Genomic DNA, 20,329 nt, shown 5'->3' with positions numbered 1-20,329 from the left:
ACTCCGTGCGCGCGCGTCGAATGTCGCCTCCGTCGCCTACGCTGAGGAGAAGTCACGCTTTTACAGAGGAGTTACGTGTCGTCCCCAGCTGTCTCGACTCTCGACGTCTCGCCCGGATCGACGATCGTCGTGCGCGACGCAGAGTGGTTGGTCACCAAGGCCGAGCCGTCGAAGAGCGGCCTTCGCATCGAATGCCAGGGTCTGCGAGGCATCGTGCAGGACCAGACCGCGGTGTTCTTCGAGGACCTCGAGGGTGAGGACGGGATCGTCGTTCTTGACCCCGCGAAGGCGCGAGTGCGCGGCGACGCATCGAGCCATAACCGCGACGCTCGACTCTGGCTCGAGGCGACGATCAGGAAGTCTCCTGTGCCCCTGTACGAGCCTCGCCTGACGGTGGCCACCGGAGGGCTTGCGGATGCTCTCGGCTACCAGCGCTCCGCGGTCGCGAAGGCACTGGACACCGACAACCTGCGCCCGCGCATCCTCATCGCCGACGCAGTCGGGCTTGGCAAGACGATTGAGATCGGGATGATCCTCTCAGAGCTCGTCCGTCGCGGCCGGGGCGAGCGCATCCTGATCGTGACGCCTCGCCATGTGCTCGAGCAGATGCAGCACGAGATGTGGACGCGGTTCGCGCTGCCGTTCGTGCGGCTCGACTCGGTCGGGATCCAGAAGGTCCGCCAGCAGCTGCCCGCCACGCGCAACCCGTTCAGCATGTACCGCCGCGCGATCATCTCGATCGACACTCTCAAGCAGCCGCGCTACCTGCAGCACCTGCGCAAGCATCGCTGGGATGCGGTGGTCATCGACGAGTCGCACAACATCACCGGCCGCACACTCAACAACAGCCTCGCGCGCATTCTGGCCCCGAACGCGGAGGCGCTCATCCTCGCGAGCGCCACGCCGCACAACGGCCGCAAGGAGTCGTTCGCCGAGCTGATCCGACTGCTCGAGCCGACCGCGGTCACGCCTGACGGCGACTTGGTGGGCGACGAGCTCGATCGCCTCATCGTGCGCCGCCACCGCCACAGCGAGGAGGTTGCCCGCGAGGTCGGGGATGCCTGGGCGGAGCGGCTCGACCCGCAGCATCGCGTGGTGCAGCCGTCGCACGCCGAGCAGGCGGTCGCGACGGAACTGGCCGAAGTCTGGCTGCATCCCGCCAGCGGCGCGTCCCCGTACTCGGGTGAGAACAAGGGACTCTTCCCGTGGACCCTCGCGAAGGCCTTCCTGTCATCGCCGGCAGCGCTCGCCGAGACCCTCAAGGAGCGCATCCGTCGCGTCGGTGACGCCTCGGAAGCGGCGCGCAGGGAGCGGGAGGCGCTTCGGCGGCTGCAGGCGCTCAACGCCGGGAGCGTCGACGCCAGCGCGAAGTACGCGGCGCTGCTCCACGAGCTGCGCACGATCGGCATCAGTCGCACGAGCGACAAGCGAGTGGTGATCTTCTCGGAGCGCGTGCCGACGCTCGAGTGGCTTGCGACGCGCCTCGAGCGCGATCTCAAGATGAAGCCCGACCAGGTCGCGGTCATGCACGGCCAACTGGCCGACACCTCGATGCTCGAGATCGTCGACCGCTTCAAGCAGGCGAGCGCGCCGCTCAGAATCTTGGTCACGGGTGATGTGGCGAGCGAGGGCGTCAACCTGCACGCACAGTGCAACCACCTCATCCACTTCGACATCCCCTGGAGCCTGATCCGCATCGAGCAGCGCAACGGCCGCATCGACCGATACGGCCAGCGGCATCGCCCGCAGATCACGACGCTGCTCCTCGACCCGGAGCACGAGCGCTTCGCGGGTGACGTGCGGGTGCTCGAGAAGCTGATCGGCCGCGAGCACGAAGCGCACGGCGCCCTTGGCGACGTCGCATCGCTGATGGGCAAGCACTCCGTCGAGGCGGAGGAGGACGCCATCCGCCAAGCGCTCGCCAGCGGCAAGGCGATCGATGACGTGGTGCAGCCCATCGAGCAGGCACTGTCCAACGACTTCATCGCCCAGCTGCTGTTCGGGGGCGACGCGGCGAGCACCTCCGAACTAGCGGAGGACAAGACGCCAGCGACGGCTTCGCTGTACGAGAGCGACGCCGACTTCCTCGAGCAGGCGCTGCGCGCTGTCTTCGTCGACCCCGCCGCTCCACCGAGCCGAGGCGGCGTCGGCTTCACCCGCGACCGCAAGCACGGCACGCTGCAGCTGGAGCCCGACAAGGCGCTCGCTCGGCGTCTGCAGGTCTTGCCGCAGACCTATCGCGCTGAGCGGGGCGTCGATGATCGCCTCGTGCTCGCGACCACGACGAGCCGCGCCGCGGCTTCGCTCGCGCACGCTCGCCAGTCGGCGGACAGCACGTCCAACTGGCCAGAGGCGCACTACCTCGCCCCGCTGCACCCCGTGCTCGACTGGGCGAGCGATCGCGTGCTCGGCAAGCTCGGCCGCAACGAGGTGTTCGCGATCCGCGGCGATGTCGGAGCACCGACGGTGCTGCTCCTCGCGACGCTGACCAACCGGCGGGGCCAGACGATCGGCGCCAGCTACTCGACCGTCACCTTCCCCAACGGGTCGCCGGAATTCGCGCTCGCGCGGGCCGTGGATCTGGCGGAGGCGATGGAAGAGCTGGGGCTCGGCCGCGAGGCCATCAACCCTGGGGCGGTCGACGCCGGCTTCTTGCAGCCCCTGATCGCGCCTGCCGTCGCGGAGACGCGCGTTGCCGTGGACGCGCAGATCGCGTCGCTGCGCAGCTGGGTCGACGCGAAGGTCGACCAGTGGGCACGTCGCGTGCAACGGTGGGAGACCGAAGCAGACGCGCTCATCCAGCGCCAGGACCTTCGGGAGCGGCGCGTGTCGGTCGAGCAGGAAGCCGCGATCGCCGACTCGATGAAGCCGAGCAGGCACCTCGTGCGCCCGTTGCTGGTCGTCGTGCCGCTGGACTACGCGAGTGTCGAGGAGGAGGCCGCATGAGCGTCTCGGATGCATTCATCGTCGGTGAGGATTGGATCGGGGAGCACTACTTCTCGTCCGACGCCAAGTCGCAGTCGTTCCAAGCTCGTCTGACGTCGCTCCGGAAGTCGTGGGATGCGCTGAGTGCCGACGGTGAGGAGACGTCCCGTTCGCGATTGTCGACTGCGCGAAGCGCCCTCGAGGCGGCGCTCGCCCGGATCCCAGATGCCGACGATGACGGTTTCGTGGACGGAATCGACCCGACGCTCCTGCGCGCCGAGGTGACGCATCCGCTCCTCCGTGCGCTCGGATACTCCGACGGTCTCGCGCAGCATCACCTTCGGCGGGGGCCGGTGACGGAGGTGCGAGTCGCAGGAGACGAGCGAGCGTCCCTGGTGCTGGTCGAAGCGCGCCCGGTCGACGCTCCGGATGCGCTGCTGCAGAAGGACGCACGCTCCCTGCTCGAGCGATACGTCGATGACGACGAGCAGACGTTCGAGTCGGTCGCGAGGCTCCTCTCGAGCATCTTCCTCGGCCACGAGGCGCCGCCGTTCGCGCTCGTCCTTGCTGGCGCCTGGGTGCTCGTCGCTGAGCAGGAGCGGTGGGCCGAGGGCCGCTACCTCGCCGTCGACGTCCAGGCAGTGCTGGCTCGCAACGACACGCGCCGGACTGGCGAGATCGATCGCCTCATCGCCTCGATCGACGCAGGCTCCCTGCTGCCCTCCCCCGAGGGCACGACATGGTGGCGGGAGACCCTCGACGAATCGGCGAAGCACACGGTGTCCGTGTCGAAGGATCTGCGCGAGGGCGTGCGCCACTCGATCGAGATCATCGCGAACGAGGTCGTCCGGCGGCGCGCTCGACGCGGCCTCGCGCCGCTGCCCGCCGACCAGGCGCAGCCGCTCGCGCGTCAGGCGCTGCGATACATCTACCGCGTCCTCTTCCTCCTCTACGCGGAGGCCAGCCCCGAGATGGGGGTGCTGCCGCTCGGGACGGGCGACTACGAGGCGGGCTACAGCCTCGACCGGCTCCGCGAGCTCATCCTCGCCAGCGTCGACGACGATGACGACGGCACCCACCTCCACGCCTCCCTCGGCGTGCTCTTCCGCCTCGTCGACTCGGGCGCCGCGGAACGGGATGACGACGAGATCCCCGACGGCCTTCGCTTCGAGAGCCTGCAAGCAGATCTTTTCCGGCCCTCGGCCACTGCCTACATCGACGAGGTCGGTCTTGGCGACGGGCAGTTGCACCGCGTACTGAGCCTGCTGCTTCTCTCGCGCGAGCAGCGAGGCAAGGATCGCGGCTTCATCTCCTACGCGGAGCTCGGGATCAACCAGCTGGGCGCCGTCTACGAGGGGCTGATGTCCTACACGGGCTTCTTCGCCATCGAGCGCCTGCACGAGGTCGCCAAGGACGGCGATGCCTCGAAGGGATCCTGGGTGGTGCCTGTCGAGCGGTCGTCGTCGATCGCTGGCAAGGACTTCGTCAAGGCCGAGAACCCGAAGACGGGCACGATGGAGCCGGTAGTGCATGAGCCCGGCAGCTTCGTGTTCCGCCTGGCCGGGCGTGAGCGGCAGCAGTCCGCGTCGTTCTATACCCCCGAGGTGCTGACGCGATTCACGGTGTCCCAGGCACTGGAAGAACTGCTCGACCAGGACGGCACCCGCACGACCGCCGAGGAGATCCTCCAGCTCACAGTGTGCGAGCCCGCGCTCGGGTCTGGCGCGTTCGCGATCGAGGCGGTACGCCAGCTGGCGGAGGAGTATCTATCGCGGCGCCAGGAGGAACTCGACGAACGCATCGATCCCGAGGACTATCCGCGGGAGCTCCAGCGTGTGAAAGCGCACATCGCCCTGCACCAGGTCTACGGCGTCGATCTCAATGCGACCGCAGTCGAGCTCGCGGAGGTCTCGCTCTGGCTCGACACTATGGTCGAGGGCTTGCAAGCACCTTGGTTCGGGCTGCACCTTCGACGAGGCAATTCCCTCGTTGGTGCCCGTCGAGCGGTGTACTCCAAGGAGGCCATCACCTCAAAATCATGGCTGACAGAGGCGCCGCGGGACGTTCCGATGTCATCGTTGCGCGGCGATCTCGAAAGCGGTGCTCTCGCGAGCGGCATGGCCGGCGCCGTCCACCACTTCCTGCTGCCCGCGGCCGGCTGGGGCTCGACCGCCGATGCCAAGGAGGCGGCGCAGCTTGCCCCCGATGCCGCGAAGGCAGTGAAAGCCTGGCGGCGCGGAGTCACCGGCAAACCATCGAAGTCGCAGCTAGACCGCCTCCAGCGCCTCGCCTTGCGCGTTGAGACGCTGTGGCAGTTCGCCCTCCGCCGCATCGAGATCGCTGAGCGCGAGATCCGGCGCGACATTGGGGTCTGGGGTCGCGAAAGCGCGGGCGCGGGAGCGGTGACACGCGAGCAGATCGAACGGTCCCTCTTCGGTGACCCGGCAAGCCCGTATCGGCGACTTCGCCGCGTCATGGATGCATGGTGCGCGCTCTGGTTTTGGCCCGCAACGCAGACGACGTTCACGCCGCCGACCCTCGACCAGTGGATCAACGGACTCGAGTCGCTCCTTGGCATCCACGCGGAATCCAGCGCAAGACAGCGAGCGCAAGGACAGACGAGCATCGCGCCGCCGACGTCTTGGTCACAGCTGGATGATGCCGAGGCGATCGACCTGGGGTACGCCAGCGCTGAGGGCATCGACGACGCGCTCGATGCGCACCCGTGGCTGCGGGTCGCTGAGGACATCGCGCAGCGGCAGGGCTACTTCCACTGGGAACTCGACTTTGCTGGTGTCTTTGCCAGCGGAGGATTTCACCTGCAAGTGGGCAACCCGCCTTGGGTGCGTCCAAGGATCGATCTTGAGTCGCTGTTCGCTGAGGAAGACCCATGGTGGCAGCTCAAGGCCAAGGTTTCGCAAGCGGACCTCGACCAGAAACGCCGGGAAGTCCTGGCGTCCCCGAGAGCAAGACAGTCCGTGGGTGAGGCGGTAGGTGAGACGTTCGCACTCGCCAGCTTCGTAGGTGCGGCCACACAGTTCCCGACGCTGAGAGGAGTCCAGCCCGACTTGTACAGGTGCTTCATCGAGCTGGTTTGGCGAAATGCAGCGGCGACCGGCGTGTCAGCACTGATCCACTCCGATACGCACTTCACGGACGAACGAGCTGGAATGTTCCGAGCCGAGAACTACCATCGCCTTCGTCGCCACTGGGAGTTCATCAACGAGTTGCAGCTGTTCGATATTCATCACCTCGTGCATTATGCGGTCAGCGTGTTTGGATCCCGGAGGGAGCTAATCGCTTTCCGAAACGCCGTCAACATGTATCACCCAGACACCGTCAAGAGGTCATTGCTTCATGATGGGGAGGGGCCGGAGCCGGGTCTGAAGACGCCTGAGGGCGGATGGGATTTACGACCACATCACAGTCGTATTGCACGAGTTACCCATGAGTCCCTAGCTGTTTGGCATGGAATGCTCGAAGACGAGGATACGCCCATCGAGTTCACTCGAATGGTTTACGCTCTGAATTCCACCTCCGCGAAGGTTCTCGAGCGTCTTGCGGACTCTCGTCGCGTCGCGGCCCTGCGGCTGGAGACCTCGGGTGGGTGGCAGGAGAAGGACGATCGTTCGAAAGGTCGCTTCGACGTGACGTGGGGCCGGGTTGAGGACTGGCCGGACGTGATTCTACAGGGCCCTCACATCCATGTGGCGAGCCCGTTCTATAAGGTGCCAAATCCGACGATGCTTCATAACCAAGACTGGGTTTCGGTCGACCTCGAAGCGCTTGAGGTTGACGCGGTGCCCGTCACCTCGTACCGCCCGGCCGGGGATCGAACCGTATACGACTCCACTTACGCCCGGTGGTCTGGAGGCAGATCTTCCGCGCGTGATCATTACCGGCTTGCCTGGAGATACATGGCTGCGAATACGGGTGCGCGCACACTGATCCCCGCGATTATTCCACCAGGCGCCGCCCATATTCATGGGATCTCCGCGGTTGGATCGCCTGCGGATGCCCGCAGCTTGATGCAGGCCGCGTCAATTGCGACTTCTCTAGTGGGCGACTATCTCGTTCGGTCGGTTCCCCGCGCAACAATTTCCTCGTCCACCATTAACCGCCTTCCACTCATTGACAATGAGTTGCTGCCAGAACTTGAATTGCGGCTGCTTCGTTTGAATGCTTTGACAGAAGCATTCTCGGATTTGTGGAGAATGCGATGGACAGAAGAGTGGCTCGCTTCGGTCTGGTCAGGTGGCTTAGAGTATGCGAATCGACCGCTGATGGCTGCAGGACCCAATTGGCGGCGCGCTACTCCCTTCAGGAGGGCATCGGACCGTCGTCAGGCGCTTCTCGAGATCGACGCGATTGTGGCTGTGTCTCTCGGGCTGACGGCCGACGAGATTTGCTCTTTGTATCGCTCCCAGTTCTCAGTCCTGTTTGATCAGGATCGGCGGTCGAGTTATTTCGATAGCGCTGGGCGGCTGGTGAGCAACGAAGTTCTTCAGCGCTGGCGCAAGTTGGGGGACTCGATCAGCGAAGAAGACCGGACTGCAGTTCACCCGGGGTCGGGGATCGCCTACACGAATGAGCTGCCGTTCGTTACGCTCAATCGGGAAGCCGACATGCGGAAGGCGCATGCGCACTTCACGCGGCTGCTGGAGGATCGCTCGTGAGCGAGTTGATCCCGTCGCTCCAGGTCGGGGAGGTCCAGGATGGCATCCGCGACTATCTCCGAACGACCTTCGCTCTCGTCGATCCGGGCTCACGGCGCGCCCTCGATGAGTTCCTCGCGGACCCTGAGCACGGGATCTTCCTAGGACCCTACGTCCGCACCCGCATGCCGTTCGCGCCGGCCGCCGATGGCTGGCAGCGACACCTCGAGTGGAACGGCGGGTTCACGCCGTACGGTCACCAGGCCCAATCCTTCGCGCGGCTCAGCACTGCCAACCTGGACGAGCGGCGTCCCGAACCCCTCCCGACGCTCGTGACCACGGGCACCGGCTCGGGTAAGACCGAGTCGTTCCTCTACCCGATCCTCGACCACGTGCAGCGCGCTCGCCGACGGGGCATTCGCGGCGTGCAGGCGCTGATCCTCTATCCGATGAACGCGCTCGCCAACGATCAGGCTTCGCGTCTCGCCCAGCTGATCCATAACGAGGAGGCACTCACCGGCATCCGCGCGGCGCTGTACACGGGCGAGGGGGGACCACAGCGATCGGCGATGGCGCCGGACGGCCTGATCACCGAGCGTTCGGCGATCCGGCAAGATCCGCCCGACATCCTGCTGACGAACTACAAGATGCTCGACCAGCTGCTGCTGCGCGAGCTCGACCGACCGATCTGGCAGCGCAGCGTGCAGACCCTGCGGTACATCGTGCTCGACGAGTTCCACACGTACGACGGCGCTCAGGGCACCGACGTGGCGATGCTGCTGCGAAGGTTGCAGCTGACGCTCGATCGGTACGCTGCAGCGGGAGGCGCGGCCGCGGTCCGCCCCACACCCGTTGCGACCTCAGCGACGCTCGGCACCGATGGCGACCCCGCTGCGATGATCCGGTTTGCGCAGACCGTCTTCGGTGTTCCGTTCTCCGCCGATGCGGTCATCGGCGAGACGCGTCTCGAGGTCGGTGCGTGGAGCGCTGCACCGAGCGATGCGGTCACGCCGGGCGAGGACGCGCTCGCCGCATACGCTGCGCTGCTGGACGTGCCCGCGGGGGAACGGCCCGAGGCCTTCGCGGCGCTCATCGGAGCCGCGACTCCGGCAGAAGCGACCCGACGCTCAGCGATTATGCGGGATCTGCTCCGCGCGACTTCATCGCCCCGGCCGGTCGACGAGCTCGCCGTCGAGCTGTTCGGATCCCGATCGTCGACGGCCCGCTCTGATCTGGAGCTCGCCGCGCTGCGCAAGGACGCGGTCTCCGCGCTCCTCGCTGTGCTCAGCGAGGTCCGCGCAGCCGAGGGCAGGTCTGAGCCTTCCGTCGATCTTCACCTCTGGATGCGATCCGTCAGCCGCCTTGACCGCATCGCCGGCCCGACGCCGAGCTTTCGCTGGTTCGACGACGGTAGCATCGAGCCCGGCGACAACGACGACCCGTTCGCCGACGACGGTCGACCGGCCTTCCCGGCGATCTACTGCCGGCACTGCGGTCGCAACGGCTGGATGGTACATCTGGCGCCGACGGGAAACGCACTCGGCCAGGACGACGCGACGATCCGCCGCGAGGTGCTCGAAGGCAGTGCACGGCAGCGGGCATTGCTGTTCGCGCCGGCCGAAGCCGATGCTGCGTCCAGGGGCGAGACCGTCGAGGGGCTCACCTGGTTCGACGTGCGCAATCGAGCGCTCTCCGCGCAGCCGTCCCACGATAGGTCCAACGGCGAGACCTGGGCGCTCCCCGTACTGACGTTCCTCGACCAGCGCGCGAACGACCGCTCCCGACGTGGGTGGTGCCCGGCGTGCGAACGCCGGGACGGCATCCGCTTCATCGGATCGGCCGTGGCGACGATGCTCTCGGTCGCCATCACGACCGTGTTCGGCGACCAGGCGCTCGACGAGCGCGAGAAGAAGGCGCTCGTGTTCACCGACTCGGTGCAGGACGCCGCGCACCGCGCCGGCTTCGTCCAATCCCGCGCGCACGTCTTCGCATTTCGCAATGCGATTCGCCGGGCACTCGATGCCGGGCCCGCGTCGCTTCGCGAGCTCGCCGATCGCATGATCGACGGCGCGGTCACGCCCCACGAGCGATACCGACTGCTCCCGCCCGACATCGTCGGCCGCGACCGGTTCCAAGACTTCTGGGCCAAGGACGCCAAGAAGGTCTCATCGGCGCTGCGCGAGCGCGTGCTGCGTCGACTCCAGTTCGATCTCGCGCTCGAGTTCGGCCTTCAAGCATCGATCGGTCGAACCCTCGAGCTCACGGGGGCTGCCGGTGCCTTCGTGGACATCGATGATGCGACCCTGCTGGCGGCCGCCAAGAGGGTCACTCGCGGAGCCGAGCGCGCTGTCGAGATCGGGGTCACGCCGACGTCCGCTGATCTCGACGCCGACCTGCTGCGCTGGGCCCACGGGGTGCTCGAGCGCATGCGGTCGCGCGGTGCGATCAGTCACCGTTGGCTCAAGCCCTACATCGAGGACGACGGCAGGCGCTGGCGCATCTGGGGCGGTCGGCAGCACAAGGACGGCATGCCCGCCTTCCCGCCTGGTCGCGATGCCCCCTCCTTCCCGCGCGTCGGGGCGACGGCGACGCAAGCCAGCAAGTCCGAGCTCGATCCCGTGAACTCGACGAAGAGCTGGTTCGCCCTCTGGGCCAGAGATTCGCTGCGCGTCACCAGCGCCGACGGAGCCCTCCTGACGGCACGACTGCTCGAGGAACTCGAAGCGGAGGACCTGCTCGACGGAACGCCCGTGGGCAGCGCCGCCCGCGCGTACGCGCTGCAGCCGCATCGCATCCGTGTTGCCGCCCGTCAGCTCGGCGAACAGCTCGGGCTGCGATGCGACGTGTGCAACGCGCCTTCACCGCTCGGCGCCAAGGTGGCGCAGGCTCTGGAGAGCGGCCCTTGCTTCGCCGCTCGTTGCCCGGGCCGCCTCCGCCCGATGCCGACGGAGCCCAACTTCTATCGCGAGCTGTACTCCGACGGCGACGTGCGCCGTGTTGTCGCGCGTGAGCACACCGGTTTGCTGGAGAGCGCCCAGCGACTGGAGTACGAAGAGGCGTTCAAGGCATCGTCGGATCGCCCCGATGCGCCGAACGTACTCGTCGCGACGCCGACCCTCGAGATGGGCATCGACATCGGCGACCTCTCGACGGTCATGCTCGCAGGGCTGCCGAAGACGATCGCCTCGTACGTGCAGCGCGTCGGCCGCGCCGGCCGACTGAGCGGCAACGCGCTGCTGCTGGCCTTCGTGGAAGGTCGCGGCAGCCAGCTCGCGCGCCTGGCCGATCCACTCGCGACGATAGACGGCGACGTGCGGCCACCGGCCACGTACCTCGACGCGGAGGAGATACTGCAGCGGCAGCTGACCGCCTCCCTCTTCGATGCGCTCGTCGCGCAGGGGCAGTCGGAGTCGTGGCTCGCATCCGACGTCCTCCGGTCGGTCGACCCGGATTCCCCTCTCGGAAAGATCGTCGCAACAGCGGAAGCCGACGATGCGGCCGTCGAGCGCTTCCTGTCCACCTTCGACGACACCGCGCTTCGCCCGGCTGCGCGAGAGCGCCTGCGCGAGTGGGTGAAGCCTCATGGCGGACCCGGCACCAGCGGCCTAGCGAACGCAGCGGTGGCAGCTGTGCAACGGTGGCTCGTCGAGGAACAGCACTTGAAGTTCCGGCGTCAGCACGTCGAAGCCGCGCTGCCCGACCTCGAAGCGGAGGCGGCGCATCCGACTGCCGGAGTCGAGGAGAAGGCGGCGCTGAATGCGGCGAAGGCCGCGTGGCGCTACTACCGAGGCGCGTTGAAGGATCTTCGCAACACCCACTGGATCGGCGCGCTCGAGCGCGCCGGCCTGCTGCCGAACTACTCGCTGATCGATGATTCGGTGAAATTGGGCGTGGTGGTCTCGTGGCTCGACCCCGACACCGGCGAGTTCATGCACGACAGCTTCGAGCTGGATCGGGGGGCGAGCAACGCCATCCGTGAGCTGGTGCCCGGTGCCACGTTCTACGCCCGAGGGATGCAGGTCGATGTCGACGCTGTCGACCTCGGTGTCGATGGCGACAGCGTCGAGACTTGGGCATTCTGCCCCGCCTGCGGCTATGCCGAGGACCTCGAGCACGTATCCGCGCCCTCCACGCAATGCCCGCGATGCGGTAGCGCAGCGATCGCAGATGTCGGGCAGCGGATCGAGGTCGCGGAGCTCCGCAACGTCTCGGCGGAGGTCAGGCGCGATGAGTCGGTGATCGCCGACACGAGCGACGATCGCATCAACCGGCAGTTCCATTTGCGAGTCGCGGCCGATCTCGATCCCTCGCGTCGCTCGCACGGCTGGTTCGTCGAGGAGAACGGGTTCGGCGTGCAGCTCTACCGCGACCTCACGATTCGATGGCTCAACCTCGGCCGCGGCGAGAGCGCGAGCACGCTCGCTGTGGCCGGTCTCGACGGCGCGGCGCCGTTGTTCCGCGTATGCGCCGAATGCGGCAAGCTCGACGAGGATGGTGACACGAACTCGGTGCGAGAGCATCGCCCCTGGTGCTCCCGCCGCACCGCGAAGGATGAGCACACGCGGAGCCTGGCGCTCAAGCGCACGCTCCGCACGCAAGGATGCGTGCTGCGTCTGCCGGCCGTGATCACGATGAGCTCGCTCGGGCTGCCCTCGCTCATCGCGGCGATCCGGCTCGGGCTTCGAGAGGAGATCGGCGGCGAGCCCGACCACCTCGACATCGAGCACATCGTCGAGCCGGTCCGAGGCTCGGATGTGCCGCTGCCCGCCCTCCTGCTGCATGACACCGTGCCTGGCGGCACGGGCTACCTCGCCGATCTGACGGATCACGTGCGTGTCCGCCGCATGCTGGAGCGCGCCAAGGAGGTGCTCGAGCGGTGCGAATGCGCGGGCGAGGGCAAGGCGGCATGCCATCGTTGCCTCATCCCGATGGCGCGCCGGTCGAGCGATGTGCCGCTCATCTCGCGAGAGAGCGCTCTGCAGGGTCTCGCGACCCTGTTGGGTGAGGAGCAGTGGAGCGTCACGACCACGGACCCCGGAGCGGAGTCTCCGGAGTCGTTGCTCGAACAGCGCTTCAGGGTCGACTTCGCCGATCGGCTGAAGGAGACGCTGGGTGCGACGATCACGGAGACCGCCGTCGCCGGCGGGGTGCAGCTCACGATCACAGTCGACGGGGCGCAGTGGATCCTGAAGCCCCAGATGCACCTTCACGGGACCGTGCCCGACTACGTTCTCCGCAGGCACGGGGGCGCGCTTCCCGAGGTGGCGATCTACACCGACGGCTACGCCTATCACGCCAGCCCGGCGGTCAACCGGCTGGCCGACGACGCTGCCAAGCGGGCGAACCTGCGGGAGCACGGCCTGCACGTAGTTGCAGTGACCCACCGAGACCTCGAAGAGCCCCAATGGTTCGCGAAAGCGCAGTGGCTCGATATGTCCCGCCTGCGGGCGCTTGCCCAGAAGGCCGGGGTGGCTGCCTCCACGGTGGAGCTCGCGCTTGCCGATCCGGTCAGCCAGCTCATCGATTGGATCCGCGCGCCGAAGCTGGCTGGAGAGCAATGGCAGCGGATCGCCGATCTCGTCCCCTTCGCGGCACCGTCGCCGACGCAAGCCAGCAGCGTGCATGCCGACCCTCGTTCGTTGGCGATCGCCGCGCTCGATGGCAGCCTTGAGGTCGCGAAGTCGTTCCAGTCACGCCTCGTCTCACGCGACGGCGCGCTGGCGCTGGGGGCAGTGATCGCGCAGTCGGGATCACGGGCCGCGCTCGCCCTCGACGACAGCCCGGCGGCCGTCAGCGATTCCGGCTTCGCAGACCGCTGGCGCATCTGGTTGCGACTGAGCAACCTCCTTGCGCACGCCGCCGCGCCCGCCGACCTGTTTGCGAGGTCGATGCACGAACCCACGATCTCCGTCGAATACGAACCGCTGCCGCGGGACGAGACCGGTCTCCCGCCTGAGTGGCTCGAGCTGATCGAAGGAGCGGAAGCCGACGAGTTGCCTCTCCTCCGCGCGCTCGCAGCCGGAGGAGCGCCCAAGCCCGAGATCGGCGCCGAGATCGAGGGTGAGCTGGTGCCGATCGCATGGCAATCGGAGCGGCTCGTCCTCGTGGACCGCGATGCTGCGGAACTTGGATCTCGGCTCGAAGCGGCCGGGTGGACGGTGGCTCCCGACGTCGAAGCGGCGCTGCGCGCGCTTGGAAGGAGCTGAGTCATGGCAAACGTCGTGATGGTTAAGTCCGCTCGAAAGAACCGCGAGAAGGACCAGGAGCACCCGAAGCTCGTCCTCGATTTCCTCATGAAGTTGCGTGCGGACCACAAAGCACCGGGCCTGCACATCGAGCCAATGCGGCACGCTGCTGATCCGCGCGCTCGGACCGGCCGCGTCAGTCAGTCGCTCCGCGCGGTGCTCGTGCGGCTCGAGGGAGCGCAAGGCGACCCGACCTACTGCTACCTCGGCACGTACGAGCATGACGAGGCGATCGACATCGCACGCAAGGTGCAGCTGATGATCAATCCGATCACTGGCGTCGCCGAGCTGCGCTTCGGTGTCCCGGTCATGCCCGAGTCGCTCGAGGCGGCCATGGCCGCGGCCGACGCGGCGCGAGCTCAGGCTGAGTCCGAACTGCGCGTCGCGAGCGCGGACGCTTCGAGCTCAGCGGCTCCTTCGAGCGCCGCGGTCACCCCGGCCGAGGCGTCGAGCGTCCAGGACGATGCGTCGGATGACTCGTATCTTGCAGGTGCGGGATACGAGCCGGAGCTCCTGACCGAGACTTTCGGCCTCCCTGAGGACATCGTCGAGCTGGCATTCGCATGCCGCACTGCTGACGAGCTGCTGGACCTAGCTGTGATCGCCGAGGTGCCATACCACGCCGAAGTCTTGCTCTCCCTCGCCGCGGGCGAAGCCGTCGAGGACATCGTCCAGTCCCTCGAGCTCGAGCCCCTGACGGACGATGCCCATCCTGCCGAGCCTGCCAAGGCTGGCGACCAGGCCCTGCTGGAGGCAATGCAGCAACCCGCTGCGCGCATGCAGTTCGCGTTCGTCGACGGCGAGGATGACGAAGAGCTCCGACGCATCGTGGAGGGCGGCGATATCGCCGCATGGCGGGTCTTCCTGCACCCCGAGCAGCAGTCGCTGGTTGAGCGCACGTTCCACGGCCCAGGCAGAGTCTCCGGCGGCGCGGGCACTGGCAAGACCGTTGTGCTGCTCCACCGAGCGCGCCGTCTTGCGCGGGAGAATCCGGATGCGCGCACCTTGCTGACGACGTTCACCCGGACGCTCGCGGACAACCTTCAGCGCGACCTGGACCGACTCGATCCCGACGTCGCTCGCGCGACTATCCCGGGCGAGCCCGGTATCGGCGTGTTCGGCGTCGACCAACTGGCGGCCGCGGTGCGCGCGCAGGCGGGGCCGTCTGCCTTCGACGACGCCGCACTTCAGGTTTTGGGTTCGCCGATCGGCTCCGCTCGCCCCGCAGCGGGTCAGGCGGATGAGACCGCCTGGCGCGAGGCGATCGATGACCACATCGACGCGCTCGGTCCTGATCTCGCATCCGTCTCGTTCTTCATCGCCGAGTACGAGCAGGTCGTGCTGCCGCAGTTCATCGTGACCAGGGACGACTATCGGAAGGCCACACGCGCCGGCCGGCGAGTGCCGCTCGATCGACGGCGGCGAGACGCTGTCTGGCTCGTGGTTGAGTCGTATCGACGCGCCTCGCGCATGTTCGATCGCGTAACGTACGGCGAGATCGCCGCCGTCGCAGCACGGTGGCTGCAATCCAGCGACACGACGCTCGCCGATCACGTCCTGGTTGACGAGGGGCAGGATCTCCGGCCAGCGCAGTGGCTCCTCCTGCGAGCCCTCGTCGCGCCCGGCGATGACGACCTCTTCATCGCGGAAGACTCGCACCAGCGCATCTACGGTCAGCACATCACGCTCTCTCGGCTGGGCATCGGCATCGTCGGCCGGTCGCGTCGACTGAAGCTGAACTACCGAACGACCGCGCAGAACCTGCGGTACGCGCTCGCTGTGCTCACCGGGGGCAGCTACCTCGACTCCAGCGACGATCCTGACTCGATCGCGGGCTACCGGAGCGCCTTCACCGGTCCCGAGCCGGCCTCGCTGCCGAGCGAGACCATGGAGGAGCAGTTCGACGGGGTCGCAGCGCTCATCCAAGAGTGGATCGAGACCGATCGCGTGCAGCCAGAGTCGGTCGCGGTGCTCGTACGCACGACCAAGACGGCCGAGGACGTCGTCCGGCAGCTGCAAACGCGAGGGCTCGACGTCGATCTCGGCTCGCGCACCGGGAAGCACTCGCGTCCCCAGGTCCTCACGATGCATGCTTCCAAGGGCCTCGAGTTCTCGCGTGTCGTCCTGTTCGACGTCTCGGCAACGGCGGTGCCCAACTCCTGGTGGATCGACCGAGAAGCGACGAGCGATCGCGAAGACGCGCTGCTCCGAGAGCGATCGCTGCTGTACGTTGCGGCATCCCGCGCCCGCGACCAGCTTGCGGTGTCGTGGGTAGAGGCGCCCTCGCAGTTGCTCGACGACGCGCTCGCAACACCGCGGCACCAACCGACCCTCGAGGAGCCGGACGCGCAGCAGTGGGCGCTCGATGAGTCAGCGTGGCCGTTGGAGGGAAGCCCGACCGGTCGTCCCGCTACTGCCGCGGCGGGCGGGAATCGTCAGCAGCGAGATGCCGAGATCCTCGCTCTGTGGACCGACGAGCTGCTGACCCTGGATGAGATCGGCGCACGGGTCGGTCTAACGCGGGAGCGGATCCGTCAGCTTCTGAAGCAGCTCGGAGCACCACCTGCCTCCGAGATGAGGGCGAAACGCCAGCAGCGTGCGCTCGAGATCGACGCCGCCGCGGTCGCCGCGGCACAGGCGGCGATCAGCGACGATGTCGCCCGCTACTCGGAGCAGGGGCTCAGCAAGCGCGCGACGATCGAGCGGTTGGTCGTCCGGCACCAGGAACTCCCTGAGGAGATCATCGAGCGGGTGCTGCGGCGGCTTCCGGTTGCGTTCGTGCCAGGGGGCGTCCGCGCTCTGTTCCCAGAGAATGCCCTCAGCGCCGCAGTCTGGTACGCCATCGGCGTCGACCACCGCGTGCGCCCGATCGACGACATCGCGGTCGCGAGGGCTGCTCTTGGCGCCGACGTGGTCGGCTTCTTGGAGGAACAGGATGGCCTGCCTGTCGACGAGATCGCGGCGACAGTGGCAGCCGCCCGCGATCTCGCCGATGCGGACCCGAGTGTGACGATCGCGTCAGCTCGCTACGACGCGGTTCGCGCGCACATCCTCGATCGGTGGGGACTGTCGACCGCGAAGGGGCGCTCCCCATGGCCTCCGACGAAGCAGACGATCATCAGGCGTCTGGGCGACGGTTCATGGAAGGACGCGCTCGAGGCCATGGGGCTCGAGATCAGGCGCGCCGGTCGGCCGAAGGGTCTCCTGCACTTCACCGCCGACGAGTACATCGAAGCGGTCGTGGCTTACGCCGAGTCCTCGCTGGAGCGCGGAGGGCGGCCGAGCTACGCGGGCTACGAGCAATGGGTACGGCGCGAGGCAGCTGGCGGCGTGCGACGCCCGAGCGGCGCGGCGATTCGCGATCGATTCGGCGGATGGGCTTCAGCGCTGATGATGGCCAGACGCGGTCGCGGGAGGCACCGGTCGTCCGTCCTCTGACATTCCGACGAGCCGCAGGAATGCGCTGAGCCGCGCCAGCCCATCCGGTGTCGAGGGGAGGTGAGCTCGCAGGCCTGGGGAGTGCACCAGGTAGGCGAGCCACTGTCCGCGCGAGATCGCGACGTTGAGGCGGTTGATCGAGAGGAGGAAGTCGACGCCGCGCGGCACCTCCTCGGCGCTCGACGCAGAAAGCGAGACGATGACTACCGCGGCCTCTCGGCCCTGGAACCGATCGACCGTTCCCACGGAGGCCGCGCCGAGTCCCGCTGTTCGAAAGCGATCCTGGAGCAGACCGACCTGCGCGTTGTACGGCGCGACGACGATGACGTCAGCCGCGGTGAGAGGCCGTCGGCCGTGATTATCGATCCACTCGCGACCGACGAGGTCGTGCACGATGCGCACGACCTCGTCCGCCTCCTCCGTCGAGGTGGTCGTGCAGCCGTTGTGCTCCACGGGCAGCGGCACGAGCCCCGGCTCGACGCCGGGCATGTCGCGCTCCGAACCGTGCGCGCCGAGCCTGCCGTCGTACGCGAGATCGGACACCGCCTCGCACAGGGCCGGATGCATGCGCCACGACGTGCCGAGGAAGTAGCCGAACTCGGGTGGGACGACCGCGGCGCCGTCGCACAGCCACCCGAGCGCGGAGTCGTCGACCGGTGCCGGGTGAATGCCTTGGCTGACCTGCGGAAGCTGCTGCGGATCGCCGATCAGGAGCAGACGCGCGGCCGCGCGGCCGGCGGCGATCGTGTTCGCGAGAGAGAACTGACCGGCCTCGTCGACGACGAGAAGGTCGAGCTCGCGGCGGCCGTTGTTCGCAAGACCGGCGAAGTCCCACACCGTTCCGCCGATAACGCCCGGCTCATCGGCGAGGTCGCGCTCCGGATCGGTCGACGTCGTCCAGGAGCGGGTCGGCGAGTCGCGGCCCTTCGGGTTCTTCAGCACCCGGTGGGCGGGCACGCCCGCCTGGATGACGCCGTCGAGCATGTGCTCGACCGTGGCGTGTGACTGCGCAACCACACCGATGCGCCAGCCGCGCTCGAAGAGCGCCGCGATGACGCGTGCGCCGGCGTAGGTCTTGCCCGTTCCGGGAGGACCCTGCACGGCGACGAATCGGGCATCGAGCTCCGCGAGCGATTCGGTGACCGCATCGATGGTGCCCCGGTCGTCCCCGCCGACCGGGGCGAGGGTTCGAGGCGCTCGACGCCGGAGAACGTCGAGCGCGGGGTCGTCAGGCAGGGCCGTAGCGAGGGGCCGGTCGTGCTCTGAGGCGGCGGCGACTCGGCTCGCCCAGGCTTGGATCGAGTCGCGCAACGAGTCGGTGGGGGGCCCCGAGCCCGGAGTGAGTGCGATGGGCACGTCGTCCCACGGCTCGGGCACCACACCTTGGCGTTCGGCGAGCTCGAAGATGTCGCCGTTCCAGGTCAGCGCGGTCCGGCGATGGGCGCGGAGCGCCGTGACCGCGCCCGGGTCGATCACCGTCGGCGGCGCGTAGACGGCGTACATCTCCCTCGCCTCTTCGCTGAGACGGGAACCTGGGGCGACGGTGCCGCGGAACCGAATCCTTCGTACAACGCTCCGCTTCTCCGGGCGCCACGCGCCGACCTCCAGCACCTCGTCGACGGTGATGACGTCACGCTGCTCGCGCCACTCCTCGAGAGCACCGTCGAGGCGCGAGAAGTGCTGCCACCAGAACTGCTTCTCCTCGCGCTTGTGGAAGCCAACAGCGGCGGCAGCGAGCCAGAGCGCCGTCTCGTCGGCGTCTCGCCGGGACGGGTCATCGCCGGCGCGCGCAAGCAGACGCCCGACGAGTTGCTCGCGCGCCGCTATGGCCTCCGCCTTCTCCGGTGCCAGCTCCTTCGGTAGTGCTGACGGCATCCGCTCGTCGATGTGGTCGGCGATCAGTTCCCGCAGCCAATCGCGCAGCCCGTGGGTCGACTCGACGTCGTAGGCGTTGTAGTCCTCGATCTGGGCGAAGAGGCGATCGGCCTGCTCGTGTTCGCCCTGCTCGCGCAGGTCCGTGGCCTGCTGGAACCAGACGATCGAATCGCCGGCGTTGGTCACCTCGCCGGCGCGCTCTGCGGGCATGTAAAGCGGCTCGAGCTTTTTCAGCGAGTAGCTCGGGCTGCCGATCACGAGCGAACGCTTCACGACCGGATAGAGGTCGACGAGCACGCCCGTACGCAGCAGGTCATCGATCTCCTCCTCGCCGACGCCGTGCCGGGCGGCGATGCTCAACAGGTGCGTGCGCTCGTAGGAGGCGTAGTGGTAGATGTGCAGTTCGGGATGCTGCGCCCGGCGCTCGCGGACGAAGTCGAGGAAGTCGATGAGCGCCTGCTTCTCCTCGGCGAGCGAGTGCGCCCAGAATCCGCGGAACGCGCCCGACGCGTCGCGCACGCCGAACAGGTAGTCGAGGCCCCAGAACGGGCCCTCCTGCCACAGCGGATCGCCCTCGAAGTCGAAGAAGAGATCGCCGGGGGACGGCTGCGGCAGCTCGCGGATCGGAGTGGGGTCGACGAGCTCGAACGCGAGCGTGCCCTCATCGCGGGACCGCAGCTGCGCGCGAGCCTGGCGCTGGAGCGCGGCGAACGTCGCCGCCGCCATCCCCGCCGGTGGCTCGGCTGCCGTCGCGAGTGCTGCGACCGTGGGGATCCCAGCGGCGCGGAGCCGCTGCCGCTGATCGCGTCGAATGCCGGCGAGCTGGAAGAGGTCGTCGTGCGGCTCGAGCTGCTCCTCGCAGGCAGCGCACTTGCCGCAGGCGAGAACGCCCTCGGCTCCCCAGGGCAGTGCGGCCTCGGCGGCCAGGCGCCTGTCGACGATCCGCTCGAGCCTCGAGCGCCGCTCGAGCAGCACCGGCTCGATGTCGCGGAGCCGGTGGACGCTGGTGGTCCCATCGCCGAGCAGCAGCCGTACCTCATCCGCCACGGGAGCGCCTATGGACCGGAGGGCTCGCGCGTAAGCGGCGAGCTGCAGCAGCGCCGCGACCTTCGCTCGCCGCGCGAGCTTCGCATCCGACACCACGTACTCGCCGTCGACGAGCTCGACGAAGTCGGCGTAGCCGAAGAAGCG

At 67.8% G+C, this 20,329-nt stretch carries 5 protein-coding genes; 4 read left to right on the top strand and 1 reads right to left on the bottom strand.

The window, feature by feature from the left end; genetic code table 11:
• Positions 1–75 precede the first annotated feature (75 nt).
• From L332_RS27490 to L332_RS0115745, 4 genes are read left to right on the top strand one after another with little or no spacing between them, the layout of a single operon-like run.
• The gene (locus L332_RS27490) at positions 76–2,946 is read left to right on the top strand and encodes a helicase-related protein (protein ID WP_021011573.1); all 2,871 of its coding nucleotides are present in this window, start codon (positions 76–78) and stop codon (positions 2,944–2,946) included.
• Positions 2,943–7,601: a DNA methyltransferase gene (locus L332_RS27485; RefSeq protein WP_021011572.1), complete on the top strand. Its 4,659-nt coding sequence runs from the start codon at positions 2,943–2,945 to the stop codon at positions 7,599–7,601. Before L332_RS27490 ends, L332_RS27485 begins: the two co-directional genes overlap by 4 nt.
• Positions 7,598–13,786 (top strand): DEAD/DEAH box helicase, encoded by a 6,189-nt coding sequence (locus L332_RS27480; protein ID WP_021011571.1) that lies wholly within the window; start codon positions 7,598–7,600, stop codon positions 13,784–13,786. The genes L332_RS27485 and L332_RS27480 overlap by 4 nt, the downstream gene beginning before the upstream one ends.
• 3 nt (positions 13,787–13,789) lie before the next feature.
• The gene (locus L332_RS0115745; RefSeq protein WP_021011570.1) at positions 13,790–17,263 is read left to right on the top strand and encodes a 3'-5' exonuclease; all 3,474 of its coding nucleotides are present in this window, start codon (positions 13,790–13,792) and stop codon (positions 17,261–17,263) included.
• Here L332_RS0115745 and L332_RS27475 read toward each other — a convergent pair.
• Complete coding sequence (locus L332_RS27475) at positions 17,207–20,278, bottom strand: TM0106 family RecB-like putative nuclease (RefSeq protein ID WP_235045097.1); 3,072 nt, start codon at positions 20,276–20,278, stop codon at positions 17,207–17,209. The genes L332_RS0115745 and L332_RS27475 overlap by 57 nt on opposite strands.
• Positions 20,279–20,329 lie beyond the last annotated feature (51 nt).

The organism is Agrococcus pavilionensis RW1, assembly GCF_000400485.1.
Lineage (GTDB): Bacteria > Actinomycetota > Actinomycetes > Actinomycetales > Microbacteriaceae > Agrococcus > Agrococcus pavilionensis.
The sequence above is the reverse complement of the archived record's forward strand: the minus strand, read 5'-3'. Positions and strand labels throughout refer to the sequence as shown.